This is a genomic window from Streptomyces sp. NPDC001933 (genome assembly GCF_042890955.1).
GTDB lineage: Bacteria > Actinomycetota > Actinomycetes > Streptomycetales > Streptomycetaceae > Streptomyces.
This window is the reverse complement of sequence record NZ_JBIASS010000012.1, coordinates 146,302-163,145: the sequence shown is the minus strand read 5'-3', so window position 1 is coordinate 163,145 and position 16,844 is coordinate 146,302. Positions and strand designations below refer to the sequence as shown.

Here is a 16,844-nt window from a genome sequence, read left to right as displayed (position 1 = left end):
CAGCAGCTCCCGGCGGGCGGCACCCCGCCTCTGGCGACCGGCGGCCGCAACTGGTCGAATGGCCGGGTGAACAGTCGCCCTCCCGACGCCGAAGGCGCCCCCGTGGGCCGCCGTCTGGTCCTGGCCATGCTCGGCCTGGGCGCCGCCGGAGTCGTAGCGGCGCCCGCGCTGCAACGCACGCTGGAATCCGGTCTCGGCGCGGTCGCTGACAAGGACCCCACCGGCCTGACCGGGCTGCTGCCCAACGGCGGCGGCTTCCGCTACTACTCCGTCACCTCCTCCGTGCCGGAGAAGAGCGCGGACGACTACCGGCTGACCGTGGACGGTCTGGTCGACCGCCCGGCCACGTACACCCTGGACGGCCTGAAGGCCCTGCCGCAGACCCGCATGGTCCGTGACGTCCAGTGCGTCACCGGCTGGCGGGTGCCCGGGACGCCCTTCGAAGGGGTCCGGCTCTCCGCGCTGCTGGACGCGGCGGGGGTACGGCCCGGGGCGAAGGCCGTCCGCTTCACCTGCTTCGACGGCGCCTACAGCGAGAGCCTCACCCTCGCCCAGGCCCGCCGCGCCGACGTACTGGTCGCGCTGCGCCTGCGGGACAGCCCGCTGACCCACGCGCACGGCGGGCCGGTCCGGCTCTACGTGGCCCCGATGTACTTCTACAAGTCGGCGAAATGGCTCTCCGGGATCACCGTCACCGACTCCGTGCGACCCGGCTACTGGGAGGAGCTCGGCTATGACGTCGATGCCTGGGTCGGCCGGTCCAACGGCCGCGACGACGCCCCCACCGTCTGACCGCGTCCAGCGCTTCACCCGTGCGGAGCGCTGGGTGCACCGGACCACGGCGGCGCTGATGCTGGTGTGCGTGGCGGGCGCGGCCTGTCTGTACGTGCCCCAGCTCGCCGAGCTCGTCGGCCGCCGCCGTCTCGTGGTCACCGTGCACGAGTGGTCCGGGGTGCTGACCCCGGTGCCCGTCCTGGCCGGCCTGCTGTCCCGGGCTCTGCGGGCCGACCTGTCCCGGCTCAACCGCTTCGGGCCGCACGACCGGCAGTGGCTGCGGGCGGTGCGCCGCCGCGATCACCGGCCGGAATCCCGGCCGGCCGGGAAGTTCAACGCCGGACAGAAGCTGTACGCGGCATGGATCGCGGGCGCGACGCTGGTGATGGCCGGCACCGGCGTACTGATGTGGTTCACCGGCCTCGCCCCTCTGCCGTGGCGCACCGGCGCGACCTTCGTCCACGACTGGCTGGCGCTCGCGGTCGGCATCGTGCTGGCCGGACACATGGCAATGGCGCTCGCCGACCCGGAGGCACGCCGTGGCATGCGCACCGGGTCGGTCGAGCGCCATTGGGCACGGTCACAGCATGCGCTGTGGGGGGAGGACCGTGCGGGCGGCCGCGCGCTAGAGGACTAGCGACAGCAGCAGGATGAAGGCCAGCGAGACCACGGAGATGATCGTCTCCATCACCGACCAGGTCTTCACCGTCTGTCCGACGTCCATGCCGAAGTATTCCTTCACCAGCCAGAATCCGGCGTCATTGACATGGCTGAAGAAGAGCGAGCCCGCGCCGACGGCGAGGACCAGCAGGGCGGCGTGGGACGTCGACATGTCGGCGGCCAGCGGGGCGACCAGACCGGCCGCCGAGATGGTGGCCACGGTCGCCGAACCGGTCGCCAGCCGGATCGCGACGGCGATCAGCCAGCCCAGCAGCAGCGCCGGTATCGACCAGTCCTCGGAGAAGTCCAGGATCATCTGGCCCACACCGGCGTCGATCAGGGTCTGCTTGAAACCGCCGCCCGCGCCCACGATCAGCAGCACACCGGCGATCGGGGCCAGGGACTTCTCGACGGTGGTGGAGAGCCGGCCCTTGGAGAACCCGGCCGCCCGGCCCAGCGTGAACATGCCGACTATGACGGCCGCGAGCAGCGCGATCAGCGGCGAGCCGATCACATCGGTGACCTTCTGCAGGCCCTGCTCGGGGTCGTCCACCACGATGTCGACCAGGGCCTTGACCAGCATCAGTACGACCGGCAGCAGGATCGTCGCCAGAGTGGCGCCGAAGCTGGGACGACGGTCCAGGTCCTCCGAAGGACGCTGCGGAATCATCTTCTCCGGAGCCTTGATGTCCACCCAGCGCGCGGCGTAGCGGGAGAAGACCGGCCCGGCGATGATCACGGTCGGGATCGCGACCAGCACACCCAGCGCCAGCGTGACCCCGAGGTTGGCGCCGAGGGCGTCGATCGCCACCAGCGGGCCGGGGTGCGGCGGGATCAGGCCGTGCATCACGGAGAGGCCGGCCAGCGCCGGGATACCGATCCGCATCAGGGAGAAGTTGCCGCGCTTGGCGACGAGCAGCACCACCGGGATCAGCAGCACGATGCCGACCTCGAAGAAGAGCGGCAGACCGATGATCGAGGCGATCAGGACCATCGCCCACGGCATGGAGCGCCTGCTCGCCTTGGCCAGGATGGTGTCGACGATCTGGTCGGCGCCGCCGGAGTCGGCCAGCAGCTTGCCCAGGATCGCGCCGAGTGCGATCAGCACACCGACGCCCGCGACGGTCGAGCCGAGGCCGGCGGTGAAGCTGGCGATCGTCTTGGCCGGAGCGGCACCGGCGAACGAGCCGAGTGCCAGCGAGCCGATGGTCAGCGCGAGGAACGCATGCATCTTGAACTTGGTGATGAGCAGAACGATGACGGCGATGCCCGCCAGAACGGCGACGCCCAGCTGCGCGTTGCCTGCCGAAGTGATCGGTTCGACGGCGTCCGCTGCCAACATCTCGACGCTGAGACTGGTCACGGTGGTGATCCTTAGCTATCGAGCCGGCGCAACGCGGCGACGGCTCGTTCGGTGATTTCTTCAGGGGTGCCGGACACGTCGACCGAGACACCGGCCTCGTCCTCCTGCAGCGGCTGCAGGGTGGCGAACTGCGAGTCGAGCAGCGCGGTGGGCATGAAGTGCCCCTTGCGCTCCGCCATGCGCTGCTCGATCAGAGCCCGGTCGCCGGTCAGGTGGAGGAAGACCGCACCGGGGGCCTCGGCGCGCAGCCGGTCGCGGTAGGCCCGCTTGAGCGCCGAGCTGCTCACCACTCCGCCGAGCCCGGCCCGGCTGTGCGCCCACTGGCCGATCGCGTCGAGCCAGGGCCATCGGTCGGAGTCGTCCAGCGGGATGCCGGCCGACATCTTGGCGATGTTCGCCGCGGGATGGAAGTCATCGCCCTCTGCGTACGGAACGCCGAGTCCGGCGGCGAGCAGGGGGCCGATCGTGGTCTTGCCGGTCCCTGCTACGCCCATCACCACGACGACGTGGGGGGTGCTCATTGGTGGTGCCTCGCAGTCTTGTTCGACGTCTTCCTCGACATCGGTCCGTCGCGCTACTGAAACCCATACGTACGACTTATTCAAGATTCTGTGACGTAAACGTCGTACTTTTTGTTCCTGAGGGGCGCCCCGTAGGCTGTGCTCATGACCACACAGGGCGCCGGGCTGCATACACATGTGCTGGACACCCTGGGTCTGGAGATCGCCGCCGGGGTGCACCCGCCGGGACAGGTGCTGCGCACCGACGAGCTGGCCCAGCGCTTCGACGTCTCGCGCACCGTCGTACGGGAAGTGATCCGCGTCCTGGAGTCCATGCACCTGGTCGAGTCCCGGCGCCGGGTCGGCGTGACGGTGCGGCCGACCGAGGCGTGGAACGTCTACGATCCGCAGGTCATCCGGTGGCGGCTGGCCGGTGCCGACCGCCCGCGCCAGCTGCGTTCCCTGACCGTGCTGCGTTCGGCGATCGAACCGGTCGCGGCCGGCCTCGCCGCCCGCAACGCCACCCCGGAGCAGTGCGCGGCCCTCACCGAGTGCGCGCTCGGCATGGTCGCCACCTCGCGCGGCCAGCAGTTGGAGGGCTATCTGGAGCACGACATCGCGTTCCACCGGATCGTGCTCAACGCCTCCGGCAACGAGATGTTCGCGCGACTCGGCGACGTCGTCGCCGAGGTCCTGGCGGGCCGCACCCATCACCAGGTGATGTTCGAGGACCCCGACCCGGCCGCGGTCACCCTCCACGTCCGGCTCGCCGAGGCGGTGCGCGAGGGCGACGCCGTGGAGGCGGAGCGGCTCACGAAGGAGATCGCGGTGGGCGCCCTGCACGAGCTGGACGTACTCGCCCCCTGAGCCACGGCTCCCCGGACGCACGGCGGCCCCGCGTCCCCGGGCACACGGCGGCCCCCGCGGAGCGATTCCGCGGGGGCCGCCGGTTCAGCCGGTACGCGTGGTCAGCCGCTGTGTCCGTGGTGGCCGCCGTGCCCGGCGCCGTGGTCGAACTTCACCGCCTCGGGCGGCATCACGACGAACGGCCGCATCATGCCCATGTCCTCGTGCTCCAGCAGATGGCAGTGGTACATGAACCGCCCGTACGCCCCGTCGAACTTCCCGAGCACCTTCACCAACTGCCCGGCAGGCACCCGGAAGACGTCCTTCCAGCCCTGCTCGTTCGGTGCAGTCGGGATCGCGGTGCCATGGTCGAACGCCACGGGGGAGCGGGTTCCGCCGAGCGCCGGGTCGAAGCCGTCGAGCTCGTACGCCTCCCGGCCCATCACCTGGAAGTCCGCCAGATGGATGTGCATGGGATGCGTCGGACCGCCCAGGTTGAGGAACGACCACTGCTCGAAGGCGCCTTCGCCCACCGTGAAGCCGAGCCCGTCGTTGAAGGTCCGCGCGATCCTGCGGTACGTACGCACCGTGCCGTCCTCGCCCCGGACCTGGATGACACCGTCCGAGGGCACCTGCACCTCGGCGGCGTCCTCGACCTCCGCCATCTCCCAGATCTCCGGGTGACCGCCGCCGCCGACCGTGCCGGGCACCGTCAGCACCACGAGCCGGTGCCCGTGTTCCACCTGGCCGTGCTCGTACCGCCGGAAGGAACCGGACAGCACCTCGGGCAGCTCGAAACCGTCCCGCTGCCCCGTCTCCCGTACCCGGAACTCCATCACCTGCGGGTACGGCACGTTCGTGGCCGGGTCCGGCACCCCCGGCGCGAGCCTGCCCCGGTTGACCAGCCGGACCCGGCGGCCGGCCAGCGCCGAGAAGTCGATCAGCAGATCCATCCGCTCGGCCGGGGCGATCGTCAGCTGCGGCAGCACCTCGTCGAAGTCGACCGGCACCGGGCGCGGCAACAGCCCGCCGTCACTGCCGATCTGCCGGATCACGCCCGGGACCGGGTTGTTGTCCTCGTCGACCAGCACCAGGTCGTAGATCCGCGCGTTGGACGCGTTGACCAGCCGGAAGCGGTACCACGCGTCGTCCACGTCCAGATGGGGCCAGATCCGGCCGTTGACCGTCGTGTACGGACCGAAGAACGGCAGCGACACCGGCTTCCCGGTCTCCGGATCGGCCTCCACGAGCACCGTCGTCTTGTGCAGCAGCCGCCCGTTGAGCCGGCCGTCCTCGTCGGTGTCCAGATTGCGGTCGGCCAGGATCAGCGGCAACTCCCGGTCGCCGGACGGCAGACCGAGCGCGTCCTCCTCGTCGTCCCTGATCAGATAGGTGCCGACGAGCCCGGCGTACACGTTCCACCGGGTGATGTTCATGGCATGGTCGTGGTACCACCACTGGGCGGCCTGGTGGTCGTTCGGGTACTCCGAGAGCTGCGCGTCGCCGAAGCCGACCGCGTTGTCCGCCCAGCCGTCGTTGCCGCCGCCGGTCTGCGCGCCGTGCAGATGCGTCACGGTCCAGGCGGGCAGCGCGGCGACATCCGGGTTCGGCTCGACGCCGTCGCGTCCGGGCCGGTTGTGCGGCGCCGGTTCGCCCTGCTTGACCGGGCCGACCTCCACCGCCGTGACCGGGTACTCGCTGCCCTTGGGGATGCGGTTGGTCCAGGCGATCCTGACCCGCTCCCCGCGCCGCACCTCGATGGTCGGTCCCGGCACCGTGCCGTTGTACCCCCACATCAGGGTCGGCGGCAGCTGCGAGTGCAGCCGCACCCAGGTGGGCGACAGGGCGATCTCCGTCTCGCGGAGCACGTCACCGGTCTGCGGGCGCAGCACCGGCGGGACGGGCAACGCGTCGGTGTACGGCACGAGTCCGCCGACCGGCGCCACGGGCGCCGCCGCTCCGGAAACCCGTCCCGGTCCGTCGGTGCGCCGGCCTGTCTGCCCCGTCTTCTCAGTGATCTCGGCGAGCTCGGCGAGTTCGGCGAATTCGGCGATTTCCGTCAAGGTACTTCCCCCATGATCAGTGATTCCACTGCTGGTGGACCGCACGACCCCTGCCCCCGCAGGTACTGATTCGGCGGCCCCTGTGTATCGAAGGACCGCCCGGAAAGCACGCCAGTTCAGTGATATGCGTAATCTGACCGAAACCGGTACGGCCCGCAGGGCGGTCGGCAGTCGTTTCCCGCCAACGCGGCGCGCCGCCGTGACACCCTCGCGGGGCGTACGGTTGTTCGCGATCGATCTTCGCAAAGAGACGGAAACAGGGAGACCACGGTATGTCGCAGCAGGTGCAAGGGGTCATCGCACCGGGGAAGAACGAGCCGGTACGGATCGAGACGATCGTGATCCCGGACCCGGGCCCCGGCGAGGCCGTGGTGAAGATCCAGGCGTGCGGCGTCTGCCACACCGACCTCCACTACAAGCAGGGCGCAATCAACGACGACTTCCCCTTCCTGCTCGGCCACGAGGCCGCGGGCGTGGTGGAGTCCGTCGGCGAGGGCGTCACGGACGTCGCCCCCGGCGACTTCGTCATCCTCAACTGGCGTGCCGTGTGCGGCCAGTGCCGCGCCTGTCTGCGCGGCCGCCCCTGGTACTGCTTCGACACCCACAACGCGAAGCAGAAGATGACCCTGCTCGACGGTACGGAGCTGTCGCCGGCCCTCGGCATCGGCGCGTTCGCCGAGAAGACCCTGGTCGCCGCCGGTCAGTGCACCAAGGTCGACCCGGAGGTCTCCCCGGCCGTCGCCGGTCTGCTCGGCTGCGGCGTGATGGCGGGCATCGGAGCCGCCATCAACACCGGACAGGTCGGCCGCGGCGACTCGGTCGCCGTCATCGGCTGCGGCGGTGTCGGTGACGCGGCGATCGCCGGCGCCCGGCTGGCCGGCGCGGCGAAGATCATCGCCGTGGACATCGACGACCGCAAGCTGGAGACGGCGAAGACGATGGGCGCCACGCACACCGTCAACTCCCGCTCCACCGACCCGGTCGAGGCGATCCGCTCGCTGACCGGCGGCAACGGCGCGGACGTCGTCATCGAGGCGGTCGGCCGCCCGGAGACGTACAAGCAGGCCTTCTACGCCCGCGACCTCGCCGGCACCGTGGTCCTGGTCGGCGTCCCCACGCCGGAGATGCAGCTGGAGCTGCCGCTGATCGACGTCTTCGGGCGCGGCGGCTCGCTCAAGTCCTCCTGGTACGGCGACTGCCTGCCCTCGCGCGACTTCCCGATGCTCATCGACCTGCACCAGCAGGGCCGGATCGACCTCGGCGCGTTCGTCACCGAGACCATCGGACTCGGCGACGTCGAGCAGGCATTCGCCCGGATGCACGACGGCGACGTGCTGCGCTCGGTGGTGGTCTTCTGATGGCCGCCCGCATCGACCACCTCGTCACCTCCGGCACCTTCGCCCTCGACGGCGGGGAGTGGGACGTCGACAACAATGTCTGGATCGTCGGCGACGACACCGAGGCGATCGTCATCGACGCCGCCCATGACGCCGCTGCCATCGAGGCCGCGCTGAACGGCCGTACGCTGCGCGCCATCGTCTGCACGCACGCGCACAACGACCACATCGACGCCGCCCCGGCCCTCGCCGAAGCGACCGGAGCGCCGGTCCTGCTGCACCCCGACGACCTGCCGCTGTGGAAGCAGACCCATCCGGACCGCCTCCCGGACGGCGAACTGGCCGACGGCCAGGAGCTGGAGATCGCCGGAACGGTGCTCAAGGTCCTGCACACCCCCGGTCACGCCCCGGGCGCCGTCTGCCTCCACGCCCCCGGGCTGTCCACCGTCTTCACCGGGGACACGCTCTTCCAGGGCGGGCCCGGAGCCACCGGACGGTCCTTCTCCCACTTCCCGACCATCGTCGAGTCGATCAGGGACCGGCTGCTCACCCTCCCGCCGGAGACCACCGTCCGTACCGGACACGGCGAGTCCACCACCATCGGCGCGGAGGCCCCGCAGCTGGACGAGTGGATCGCCCGCGGCCACTGAGGACCGCGGTCATCGAGAACCGCGGTCACTGACAACCGCGGCCACCGAGAAATCGCGCACGCTCACCGGTCCGGCCACGCGGAGAGCCGCAGCCCGCTCTCGAAGCGGCGCGGTTCGCCCGTGACCGGATCGGTGAACTCCAGCACCCGGGCCAGGAGTTGGAGCGGATGCGCGAAGTCGTCCGGTGCCCCTTCCGCCTCGACCACCGGATAGACCGGGTCGTGGACGATCGGCAGCCCCAGGCTGTTCATATGGACCCGCAGCTGATGGGTCCGCCCGGTGGCGGGCAGCAGCCGGTAGCGGCCAAGACCCGCCCGGTGCTCCAGCAGCTCGATCCGGCTCTCGCTGTTCGGCTCACCCGGCTCCTCGCGGGCGGCGATGACCCCGCGCTCCTTCACGATCCGGCTGCGCACGGTGCGGGGGAAGGCCCGCTCGGGGTCGTACGGCGCCACCGCCTCGTACTCCTTGCGCACCAGACGGTCCCGGAACATCGTCTGGTACGCGCCCCGCTCCCCGGGCCGTACGACGAACAGCACGAGACCCGCGGTCAGCCGGTCCAGCCGGTGCGCCGGCTGGAGCGAGGGCAGGTCCAGTTCGCGGCGCAGCCGGGCCACCGCGGTCTCGGTGATGTGCCGGCCGCGCGGCGTCGTCGCCAGGAAGTGCGGCTTGTCGGCGACGACGAGATGCTCGTCGCGGTGGACGACCCCGACCGGGAACGGCACCGGTTCCTCCGGCGCGAAATCCCGGTGGAACCAGATGTACCGGCCCGTCTCGTACGGCTCGTCGGCGGACACCGGTCCCCGCACCGAGACGAACCGGCCCTCGGCGAACATGGCGTCCACCCGCCGCACCCCGATCGCGTCCGAGAACCGCGCCAGCAGGTGATCACGCACCGTCGGCCACGCCCCGTCCGGATCCTCCGGGAGCCGCAGCCGGACCGGATCGATCCCGTCCCGCTGCGGCAGCGGCGCCGCCGGGGGCTTCGCACGCCCCCTCATCGGGGAACGCCGACCACTACGGCGGTGCTCATGGTGCCGGCTCCTCGCTCCGTAGCCCGGGATGTCCGCACATTATCGCCGGTCACCGGGCCGGCGCCCTCAGGCGCCCGGCAGCGTCACCTTCTCCGGACCGCAGCCGATGAGCTCGGCCCCGTCGAGCCGGCCGTACAGCGCACCCAGCACCGGTTCGGGATGCGGCCGGTACACATGAGCGGGTCCAGCGGGGCGTCGGCCACACAACGCGAAAGAGCCGATCAGGATTGCTCCTGATCGGCTCTTTCGCATTGTGTCCGAGGGGGGACTTGAACCCCCACGCCCGATAAAGGGCACTAGCACCTCAAGCTAGCGCGTCTGCCATTCCGCCACCCGGACTAGGTGTCTGTCTCGCGGGCTCCCGCCCGTTCCGACGTGGAAAACAATAGCAAACATTCGGGGGTGCTCGATCACGCCCTGGGACCGTGTGAAGGGCGCATGACGAGGGGCGGGTGCCCTTGGGCGTGCGGGCCGGGCGCGGGAGGATGAGGGGGAGCACCACAGCGACGGTGGAAGGAAGCAGCGTGAGCGAGACCAGCACGGCTCGGACCGGCTCCGGCGAGGACGAGGTCGTGGACCTCTGTCGTGAGCTGATCCAGATCGACACCAGCAACTACGGAGACCATTCGGGACCGGGGGAGCGGGGCGCGGCCGAGTACGTCGCGGAGAAGCTCGCCGAGGTCGGGCTGGAGCCCCAGATCTTCGAGTCCCACAAGGGCCGCGCCTCGACCGTGGCCCGGATCGAGGGCGAGGACCCTTCCAGGCCCGCGCTGCTCATCCACGGTCACACCGACGTGGTTCCGGCCAATGCCCACGACTGGACCCACCACCCGTTCTCCGGCGAGGTCGCGGACGGCTGCGTGTGGGGCCGGGGCGCGGTCGACATGAAGGACATGGACGCGATGACCCTCGCGGTCGTCCGCGACCGGATGCGCAGCGGCCGCAAGCCCCCGCGCGACATCGTGCTGGCCTTCGTCGCGGACGAGGAGGCGGGCGGCACGTACGGCGCGCGGTACCTCGTGGACAAGCACCCCGGCCTCTTCGAGGGGGTCACCGAGGCGATCGGCGAGGTCGGCGGCTTCTCCTTCACGGTGAACGAGAAGCTGCGGCTCTACCTCGTCGAGACGGCCCAGAAGGGCATGCACTGGATGCGGCTCACCGTGGACGGCACCGCCGGCCACGGCTCGATGACCAACGACGACAACGCGATCACCGAGCTCTGCGAGGCGGTCGGACGGCTCGGGCGGCACAAGTGGCCGGTCCGGGTGACCAAGACCGTGCGGTCCTTCCTCGACGAGCTGTCCGACGCGCTCGGCACCCCGCTCGACCCGGAGGACATGGAGGCCACGCTCGCCAAGCTGGGCGGCATCGCCAAGATGGTCGGCGCCACGCTCCGCAACTCCGCGGCCCCCACCATGCTGGGTGCCGGCTACAAGGTGAACGTCATCCCCGGCCAGGCCATCGCCCATGTCGACGGCCGGTTCCTGCCCGGTTACGAGGAGGAGTTCCTGGCCGATCTGGACCGGATCCTCGGCCCGCGCGTGAAGCGCGAGGACGTGCACGGCGACAAGGCGCTGGAGACCAGCTTCGACGGCTCGCTCGTCGACGCGATGCAGGTCGCCCTGAAGGCGGAGGACCCGATCGCCCGTGCCGTGCCGTACATGCTCTCCGGCGGCACCGACGCCAAGTCCTTCGACGACCTGGGCATCCGCTGCTTCGGATTCGCCCCGCTGAAGCTGCCCCCGGAGCTCGACTTCGCGGGCATGTTCCACGGTGTTGACGAGCGCGTGCCGGTGGACGGTCTGAAGTTCGGCGTGCGGGTGCTCGACCGTTTCATCGACAACTGCTGACGCCTTGCCGGTGTTTCGCCGACTTCCCGCACCAACAATCGCCAGCGTGTGCGTATTTGACCGGAACGGGTGAAAGGGGGTGCACGCTCGTAGCCCGATTACCTCTTCCTCGTTACAGGTGATGCGGTCCGCGGCTGGGACCGCATTGCCAACTAGGAGGAATAATGATCAAGAAGGTCGTCGCTGCTGCGGCTGTCACTGGTGGTCTGGTGCTCGCTGGTGCGGGCATGGCCGTCGCGGACTCCGGTGCCCAGGGCGCCGCAGTCGGCAGCCCCGGCGTGATCTCGGGCAACAACATCCAGGTGCCCGTCCACGTGCCGGTGAACGTGTGCGGCAACACGATCTCCGTGATCGGGCTGCTGAACCCCGCCTTTGGCAACACCTGCGTCAACGCCTGACGTCGTGCGTCAACCCGTAAGGGTTTGAATCCGGTCGGCCCCGGAGTGCACACCATGCACTCCGGGGCCGCTGGGTACTCCGCCCCCGCACGAACGAGTCCGGGGGTTTTCCGGAAGGTAGAAGGCAGGAAACAATCTATGCGACAGGTCACGCGCAAAGGCCTGATCACCATGGCGGCGGCGGGCGGGGCGCTCGCGCTGAGTGGCGGTTACGCGCACGCGGACGCGGGAGCGTCCGGCGAAGCGACGAATTCCCCGGGGGTGCTGTCTGGGAATTCGGTACAGATCCCGGTCCATGTACCGGTCAACGTGTGCGGCAACTCCGTGGACGTCGTGGCACTGCTCAACCCGGCGTTCGGAAACACCTGCGGAAACGGTTCGCAGGACGACTCCCAGGGCAGGCACGTCTCCGGCAGCCGCGTCTCCGGCGACCTCGCCCAGGCGAGTCGGCCCGGCACGGGCAAGCACCGGGCCCCGATCGGCGTCGCGCCGACGGCCAAGGGAGGGGCGACGGCCCAGGGCGTCACGACGGGCTCGCCGGGGGTGCTGTCCGGCAACAACATCCAGGCGCCCATCGACATCCCCGTGAACGCCTGCGGGAACAGCATCACCATCGGCGGTCTGCTCAACCCCACCCTCGGCAACGACTGCGAGAACGGCCCGGACGCCGTCACGCCGCCCATCGGCACCCCGCCCCCGGTCACCCCGGTCACCGAACCTCCGGCTCCCGGACCGCGGACCGTGCCGAACGCGCCCGGGACCCGGAACGTCGCAAACGTCGCGCAGCTCGCACACACCGGATCGGGCGGGCTCGACCTGCTGATCCCGGCGAGTGCGGGCCTGCTGCTGGCAGGTGCGGGCACGGTGCTCTACCGCCGCGCCCGGACGTCCGCGTAACGGACCGGGACGGCGAGCGAGCAGAACGAAAGGAGCGGGCCCCGCGGATGCCGGGCCCGCTCCGGCTTACCAGGTGGCCCGGAGCTGGCGGATGATCCGCCGCCGCAGGCGCACCCTTCGGCTGCCGTCGCGACGCAGCGTCAGCCGGTCCAACTCCCAGTGACCGTACTCGGCATGGTCGGTCAGCAGGCGGGCTGTCTCCTTCCGGGAAACCCCGCGCGGCACGTACACATCGACAAATTCGTATTCCGGCATCGCATCTATTGTGCGGGCAGAGCCCGTGTACGGATAGCGTCTGCACTATGTCTGATGCTGCGCAGCCCACTGCTGCCGAGGTACGCGCCGCCGCCGAGGCGGTCAAAGCCGCGCTCGACCACCACCTCGCGGCCGTCGAACGCCGGACCGGGGACGACGACGTGGCCGTCTATGACGCGTTCAACGCACTGGCCGCTGCCGCCGAGTTCTACGACGAGTTGCTCTACGACCGGTACGACGAAGTCACTCCTTTCGAGATCCCGGGTGCGGAGGATTCGCTGCCTCCGTACACCGGCCCCGAGGAGCCGAACGCACTCAGTGTGCTGATCCGGCGCGACTACGCGGTGGTGGAGCCGCCGAGGCTGCTCGCACAGGCGCAGCGGATCGCCGACCTCGACCAGGACGAGCGCAGCGGGAGTGCCGCGGTGGTCGGCTCCAGCGTCCACGCGGCGCTCGGCGTGCTCTTCGGGGAGTACGAACCCGACGAGATCGCCTCCCGGCACACGGAGTTCGGGCTGGAGGAGGGGGACTCCACGCTCTGGGTCACGGCTGCCGAGGAGCTCCCCGAGGCGGGGGAGTGGCTCGGTGCGCCCTTCGACGACGCGGATCCACAACTGGTGGTCTGCCGCTTCGACGTCAGCGCCGTCTTCGACGAGGACGAACCGGACGAGGAACCGGCCCGCCTGGACCCCGTCTGACCCTGCCGTCGGGCGGCGGGCCTGCTGATCCGTCGGCCGGACGGGCTCTGCGTCGAGCCCGTCCGGCCCTGTCGTCCCCGACGGGACCCGGTCAGCGGGCCGGGGTCTCCAGCAGGGTGCGCAGCCGCGTCGTGCGGTCCTGGGCCGGGGGCTGGGCGACCGCGCGCGGCAGCGCCTGATCCACCCCGTGCACCACGGACAGATGGCGCTCGCCGCGGCTGAAGGCGGTGTACACCCAGGAGCGGCTCAGTCCCTGCGCCGCGTCGCCCGGCAGCACGACGACCACCGCGGGCCACCGCATCCCGGCCGCCTGGTGGGCGCTGAGGGCCCAGCCGTGGCGTACGGAGGACTCCACCCGCTCCTGGGCCACGACGACCTCCGTGCCCGCACAGTCCAGATGCAGGCCCTCGGCGTCCGCCGAGACGACCACCCCCGGTTCGGCCCTGCCCGGTGCCGGGACGTGGACGACCCGGTCTCCCGGGTCGAAGCCGCCGAACCGGCCGGGCCCGGGGTTGAGCCGCTGCTTCAGCGCCGCGTTCAGCGCCCGGGTGCCCGCCGAGCCGCCGTGGCCGACGGTGATCACCTGGGTGTCGGACGACGGTACGCCGATGGCGCGCGGCACCGAGTCGGCCACCAACTGCACGGTGCGGTGCACCGCCTCGCCCGCATCGCGCACGGGGACGATCACCACCTCCTTGCCGGGCGCCTCGACCTGGTTCAGCTCGCCGATGCCGATGCCGGAGACCAGCTCGCCGATGGGGCCCGGATCCGGCGTACGGGAGACGATCTGCGGGCACGCGCGGGCCGCCAGCACATCCGCGAACACCCGCCCCGCACCGGCCGATCCCAGCACCCCGGGATCGCCGCTGAACACCAGGCGGGTGCCGTCGGCCAGCGACTCGACCAGGATCGCGGCGGTCTCCACGTCCAGCTGCGGGGCGTCCAGCACGACGAGCAGGTCGACGGAGACGGCGCCTTCCTCGTCGCGCCCCGGGCCCTGCTCGCCGGAGAGCAGACCGGCGAGGGTGACGGCCGTCTCCGGGTCACCGGTCGCCGCGGCCAGCCGGCGCCTGCCGTCGGTGCTGTGCGTGGCGCCCAGGGCGCGCAGCCCGAGAGCGCGGGCCGCGGTGATCAGGGCGGCGGGCTCGGCCCTGGCGGCCTCGCCCCCGGTGTGTGCCACCAGGCCGTGGGCCGCGACCGCGCGGATCAGCTCGGCCGCCGACGGGGAGCTCGCGGCCGAGGCCGCCTCCGTCCAGTCGGCGTCCTTCTCGCAGGCGTTGACCAGCCGGGCCAGGCCGTCGGCGAGGCTCTCCTCGGCGAGTGCGTAGCGGTCGAGGCCGAGCAGCACCTGCACCGGCTCCTGCCCGGCCCGCTCGGCGCCCGCGCCGGGTTCCTCGCCGGATTCCGCAGGTGCCCCGGCCCCCTGCCCGTCGTGGTCCTGCCCGTCCTGTCCGTCGTCCTGGAAGACCAGGACGACGCCCTCGGCGACGGCGTGCTGCACGGCAGCGTCGGGATCGGTCACCGAACGCTCGGCGAGCGCGGCCCGTACCTCCGACGCGTCCAGCGCCGTGTGGCCCCGGAGCGCGGCCCGCTCCAGCAGCCAGCCGACGAGGGCGGCGGTCCGCCGCTCGTCGTCCGGACCGCACTCGGCACCGAGCAGGGCCCGCGCGAACCCGTCCGCCTGCTCGGGCCTGACCCCCGGCACGGCCAGCAGCTGCCAGGGGTCCACGCGCAGGGCGTCGGCCGCCTGCGCCCCGAGGGCCTCGGTCGCCGGTCCCGCCAGCGCCGCCGGAGCCCCGCCCTCGGCCAGCACGGCGGCGGTCGCGGCGACGGCCTCCGGCGAGGCGCTCTGCGGCGCCCGTGCCGGTTCGGGGGCGCGGGGGCGGGCCGGAGCGGGCTCGGGTGCGGTCCGGCGGGGAGCGGCGGGTGCGGGCGAGTCGAAGAACGAGGTGGCCGACTGCTCGCCGCTCTCCACCGCGCGCACGGCCGCCAGCAGGTCCGCCGCCTTTCCGCTCAGCTTCCCCCCGGCGGCGATGGGGCCCGCCTTCTCGGCCTTGCGCTTCTCGATCCGCTCCCTGAGCTCACGCTGGGCGGCGAGCTCGGCCTCGGCCTCGGAGAGCTGCGCGGGTCCGGCGTCCGCCCCGTCCCCGGCGCCGTCGGCCGTGTCCTCCGCGGCCTCGGCCGGCTCGGCCGGTCCGTCGTCCGTCGTCCCGTCCGCGGAGCCGTCGGGGTCGTCGGAGTCGTCGGCCCCGGACGGCCCGTCGTCCCTCGCGCCGTTCGCGGCTCCGGCCGGTTCGCCGTCCGCCGCATCGTCGGTTCCGCCGTTCGTCGCTTCGGCCGGTCCGCCGGTGCCGGGGGCCGGCTCCGTGTCGCCCGCCCCGGTGGGCCCGGGGGCACCGCCCTCCGTCTCCGCCCCGTCCCCGGCGGACGGGGCGGGCACGTCGGCGGAGGGGGGCGCGACGACGACGGCGTCGTCGTCGGCCGGGGAGCCGGGGGTTTCCCCCCGGGGAAGCGCAGTCACAGCGTGCTCCAGTCCTGGTCGGGATAGCGGTGCACGGGCGCCGACACATCGTCGAGCGCCTGGCAGATCTCGTCAGGAAGACTAAGCGCCTCCACTGACAACGCCTCCGTGAGCTGCTGCGCATTGCGCGCGCCGACGATCGGGGCCACCACGCCGGGCCGGTCCCGCACCCAGGCGAGAGCCACCTGGAGCGGCGTCGTGGCCAGCCCGTCCGCCGCCGTCGCCACCGCGTCCACCACGCGGCTCGCGGCCTCGTCGAGATACGGCTCGACGAACGGGGCCAGCAGCTCCGAGGCACCGCGCGAGTCGGCGGGAGTGCCCGACCGGTACTTCCCGGTGAGGACCCCGCGGCCCAGCGGGGAGGAGGGCAGCAGCCCGACACCGAGATCGAGGGCGGCGGGCAGCACCTCCCGCTCCACCCCCCGCTGCAACAGCGAGTACTCCATCTGTGTGCTCGCCAGCCGGGTGCGCACCCCGGGCGAGGCGAGCTGCCAGGTCGCCGCCTTGGCCAGCTGCCAGCCGCAGAAGTTCGACACCCCCGCGTACCGGGCACGCCCGCTGGACACCGCCAGGTCCACTGCCTGAAGGGTCTCCTCCAGCGGGGTCCCCGGGTCGAAGGCGTGGATCTGCCACAGATCCACGTGGTCCGTGCCGAGCCGTTCCAGGGAGGCGTCCAGCGCGGCTAGCAGATGCCCGCGCGATCCGTCGAACCTGCGGTAGGGATCGGCCACGCTGCCGGCCTTCGTCGCGATGACCAGATCGTGCCGTGGCACCAGGCCCCCGACGAGCTGCCCGAGCAGATACTCGGCCTCCCCACCGCCGTACACATCGGCCGTGTCGACCAGCGTGCCGCCCGCCTCCCAGAAGGCCTTCAGCTGTTCGGCGGCGTCGTGCTCATCGGTGTCCCGGCCCCAGGTGAGGGTGCCGAGCCCGATCCGGGACACTCGAAGGCCGGTGCGGCCGAGATGCCTCTGCTCCATGGGCGCTGAGATTACTGGCCA

16 protein-coding genes and 1 tRNA gene are annotated in these 16,844 nt (G+C 71.6%); 9 read left to right on the top strand and 8 right to left on the bottom strand.

Annotated elements, in window-relative coordinates; translation table 11 throughout:
• The first annotated feature begins 126 nt into the window (after positions 1 to 126).
• Entirely contained in the window at positions 127 to 792 is a 666-nt protein-coding gene (locus ACFYY7_RS27520) for a molybdopterin-dependent oxidoreductase (protein ID WP_388665623.1), read from the top strand.
• Positions 743 to 1,411 carry a cytochrome b/b6 domain-containing protein gene (locus ACFYY7_RS27515; protein ID WP_388665621.1) on the top strand — a complete coding sequence of 223 codons (669 nt, stop codon included), beginning with the start codon at positions 743 to 745 and terminating at the stop codon, positions 1,409 to 1,411. The genes ACFYY7_RS27520 and ACFYY7_RS27515 overlap by 50 nt, the downstream gene beginning before the upstream one ends.
• Here the strand turns inward: ACFYY7_RS27515 and ACFYY7_RS27510 are convergent.
• Both ACFYY7_RS27510 and ACFYY7_RS27505 read right to left on the bottom strand, forming a co-directional pair.
• Complete coding sequence (locus ACFYY7_RS27510; RefSeq protein WP_388665420.1) at positions 1,400 to 2,797, bottom strand: GntP family permease; 1,398 nt, start codon at positions 2,795 to 2,797, stop codon at positions 1,400 to 1,402. The genes ACFYY7_RS27515 and ACFYY7_RS27510 overlap by 12 nt on opposite strands.
• An 11-nt stretch (positions 2,798 to 2,808) precedes the next feature.
• Entirely contained in the window at positions 2,809 to 3,318 is a 510-nt protein-coding gene (locus ACFYY7_RS27505; RefSeq protein ID WP_376319885.1) for a gluconokinase, read from the bottom strand.
• Positions 3,319 to 3,462: 144 nt separating this feature from the next.
• Here ACFYY7_RS27505 and ACFYY7_RS27500 point away from each other — a divergent pair, with 144 nt between their 5' ends.
• Positions 3,463 to 4,164, top strand: coding sequence for a FadR/GntR family transcriptional regulator (locus ACFYY7_RS27500; protein WP_266736119.1), 702 nt, complete (start codon positions 3,463 to 3,465; stop codon positions 4,162 to 4,164).
• 101 nt (positions 4,165 to 4,265) lie between these two features.
• Here the strand turns inward: ACFYY7_RS27500 and phsA are convergent, their stop codons facing one another.
• Complete coding sequence (gene phsA, locus ACFYY7_RS27495) at positions 4,266 to 6,089, bottom strand: O-aminophenol oxidase PhsA (protein ID WP_388665619.1); 1,824 nt, start codon at positions 6,087 to 6,089, stop codon at positions 4,266 to 4,268.
• A 389-nt stretch (positions 6,090 to 6,478) separates the two neighbouring features.
• On the opposite strand from phsA, the gene ACFYY7_RS27490 reads away from it, so the two are divergent.
• Complete coding sequence (locus tag ACFYY7_RS27490; RefSeq protein ID WP_388665417.1) at positions 6,479 to 7,564, top strand: S-(hydroxymethyl)mycothiol dehydrogenase; 1,086 nt, start codon at positions 6,479 to 6,481, stop codon at positions 7,562 to 7,564.
• Positions 7,564 to 8,193 carry an MBL fold metallo-hydrolase gene (locus ACFYY7_RS27485; RefSeq protein WP_388665415.1) on the top strand — a complete coding sequence of 210 codons (630 nt, stop codon included), beginning with the start codon at positions 7,564 to 7,566 and terminating at the stop codon, positions 8,191 to 8,193. Before ACFYY7_RS27490 ends, ACFYY7_RS27485 begins: the two co-directional genes overlap by 1 nt.
• Before the next feature lie 62 nt (positions 8,194 to 8,255).
• Here ACFYY7_RS27485 and ACFYY7_RS27480 read toward each other — a convergent pair whose 3' ends face one another.
• Both ACFYY7_RS27480 and ACFYY7_RS27475 read right to left on the bottom strand, forming a co-directional pair.
• The gene (locus ACFYY7_RS27480; RefSeq protein WP_388665413.1) at positions 8,256 to 9,191 is read right to left on the bottom strand and encodes an RluA family pseudouridine synthase; all 936 of its coding nucleotides are present in this window, start codon (positions 9,189 to 9,191) and stop codon (positions 8,256 to 8,258) included.
• A gap of 287 nt (positions 9,192 to 9,478) precedes the next feature.
• Positions 9,479 to 9,563: transfer RNA gene (locus ACFYY7_RS27475), tRNA-Leu, on the bottom strand.
• Between the two features lie 185 nt (positions 9,564 to 9,748).
• On the opposite strand from ACFYY7_RS27475, the gene ACFYY7_RS27470 reads away from it, so the two are divergent.
• The 3 genes from ACFYY7_RS27470 (at position 9,749) to ACFYY7_RS27460 (ending at position 12,369) form a co-directional block, all read left to right on the top strand.
• Complete coding sequence (locus tag ACFYY7_RS27470) at positions 9,749 to 11,074, top strand: M20/M25/M40 family metallo-hydrolase (RefSeq protein ID WP_388665411.1); 1,326 nt, start codon at positions 9,749 to 9,751, stop codon at positions 11,072 to 11,074.
• A 164-nt stretch (positions 11,075 to 11,238) separates the two neighbouring features.
• A complete protein-coding gene (gene chpH, locus ACFYY7_RS27465) occupies positions 11,239 to 11,472 on the top strand; it encodes a chaplin ChpH (protein WP_266736113.1) in 234 nt (77 codons plus the stop codon).
• A gap of 138 nt (positions 11,473 to 11,610) precedes the next feature.
• Positions 11,611 to 12,369 carry a chaplin gene (locus ACFYY7_RS27460; RefSeq protein ID WP_388665409.1) on the top strand — a complete coding sequence of 253 codons (759 nt, stop codon included), beginning with the start codon at positions 11,611 to 11,613 and terminating at the stop codon, positions 12,367 to 12,369.
• Between the two features lie 66 nt (positions 12,370 to 12,435).
• Here the strand turns inward: ACFYY7_RS27460 and ACFYY7_RS27455 are convergent, their stop codons facing one another.
• Positions 12,436 to 12,624 (bottom strand): DUF5703 family protein, encoded by a 189-nt coding sequence (locus ACFYY7_RS27455; protein WP_030918345.1) that lies wholly within the window; start codon positions 12,622 to 12,624, stop codon positions 12,436 to 12,438.
• A gap of 47 nt (positions 12,625 to 12,671) precedes the next feature.
• Between ACFYY7_RS27455 and ACFYY7_RS27450 the strand changes: the two genes are divergently transcribed.
• Positions 12,672 to 13,322, top strand: coding sequence for a hypothetical protein (locus ACFYY7_RS27450; protein ID WP_266736111.1), 651 nt, complete (start codon positions 12,672 to 12,674; stop codon positions 13,320 to 13,322).
• 91 nt (positions 13,323 to 13,413) lie between these two features.
• Here ACFYY7_RS27450 and ACFYY7_RS27445 read toward each other — a convergent pair whose 3' ends face one another.
• On the bottom strand, positions 13,414 to 15,843 hold the full coding sequence (locus ACFYY7_RS27445; RefSeq protein WP_388665406.1) for a helix-hairpin-helix domain-containing protein: 2,430 nt from the start codon (positions 15,841 to 15,843) through the stop codon (positions 13,414 to 13,416).
• Positions 15,840 to 16,823 carry an aldo/keto reductase gene (locus tag ACFYY7_RS27440; protein WP_266736107.1) on the bottom strand — a complete coding sequence of 328 codons (984 nt, stop codon included), beginning with the start codon at positions 16,821 to 16,823 and terminating at the stop codon, positions 15,840 to 15,842. The genes ACFYY7_RS27445 and ACFYY7_RS27440 overlap by 4 nt, the downstream gene beginning before the upstream one ends.
• Between the last annotated feature and the right edge of the window lie 21 nt (positions 16,824 to 16,844).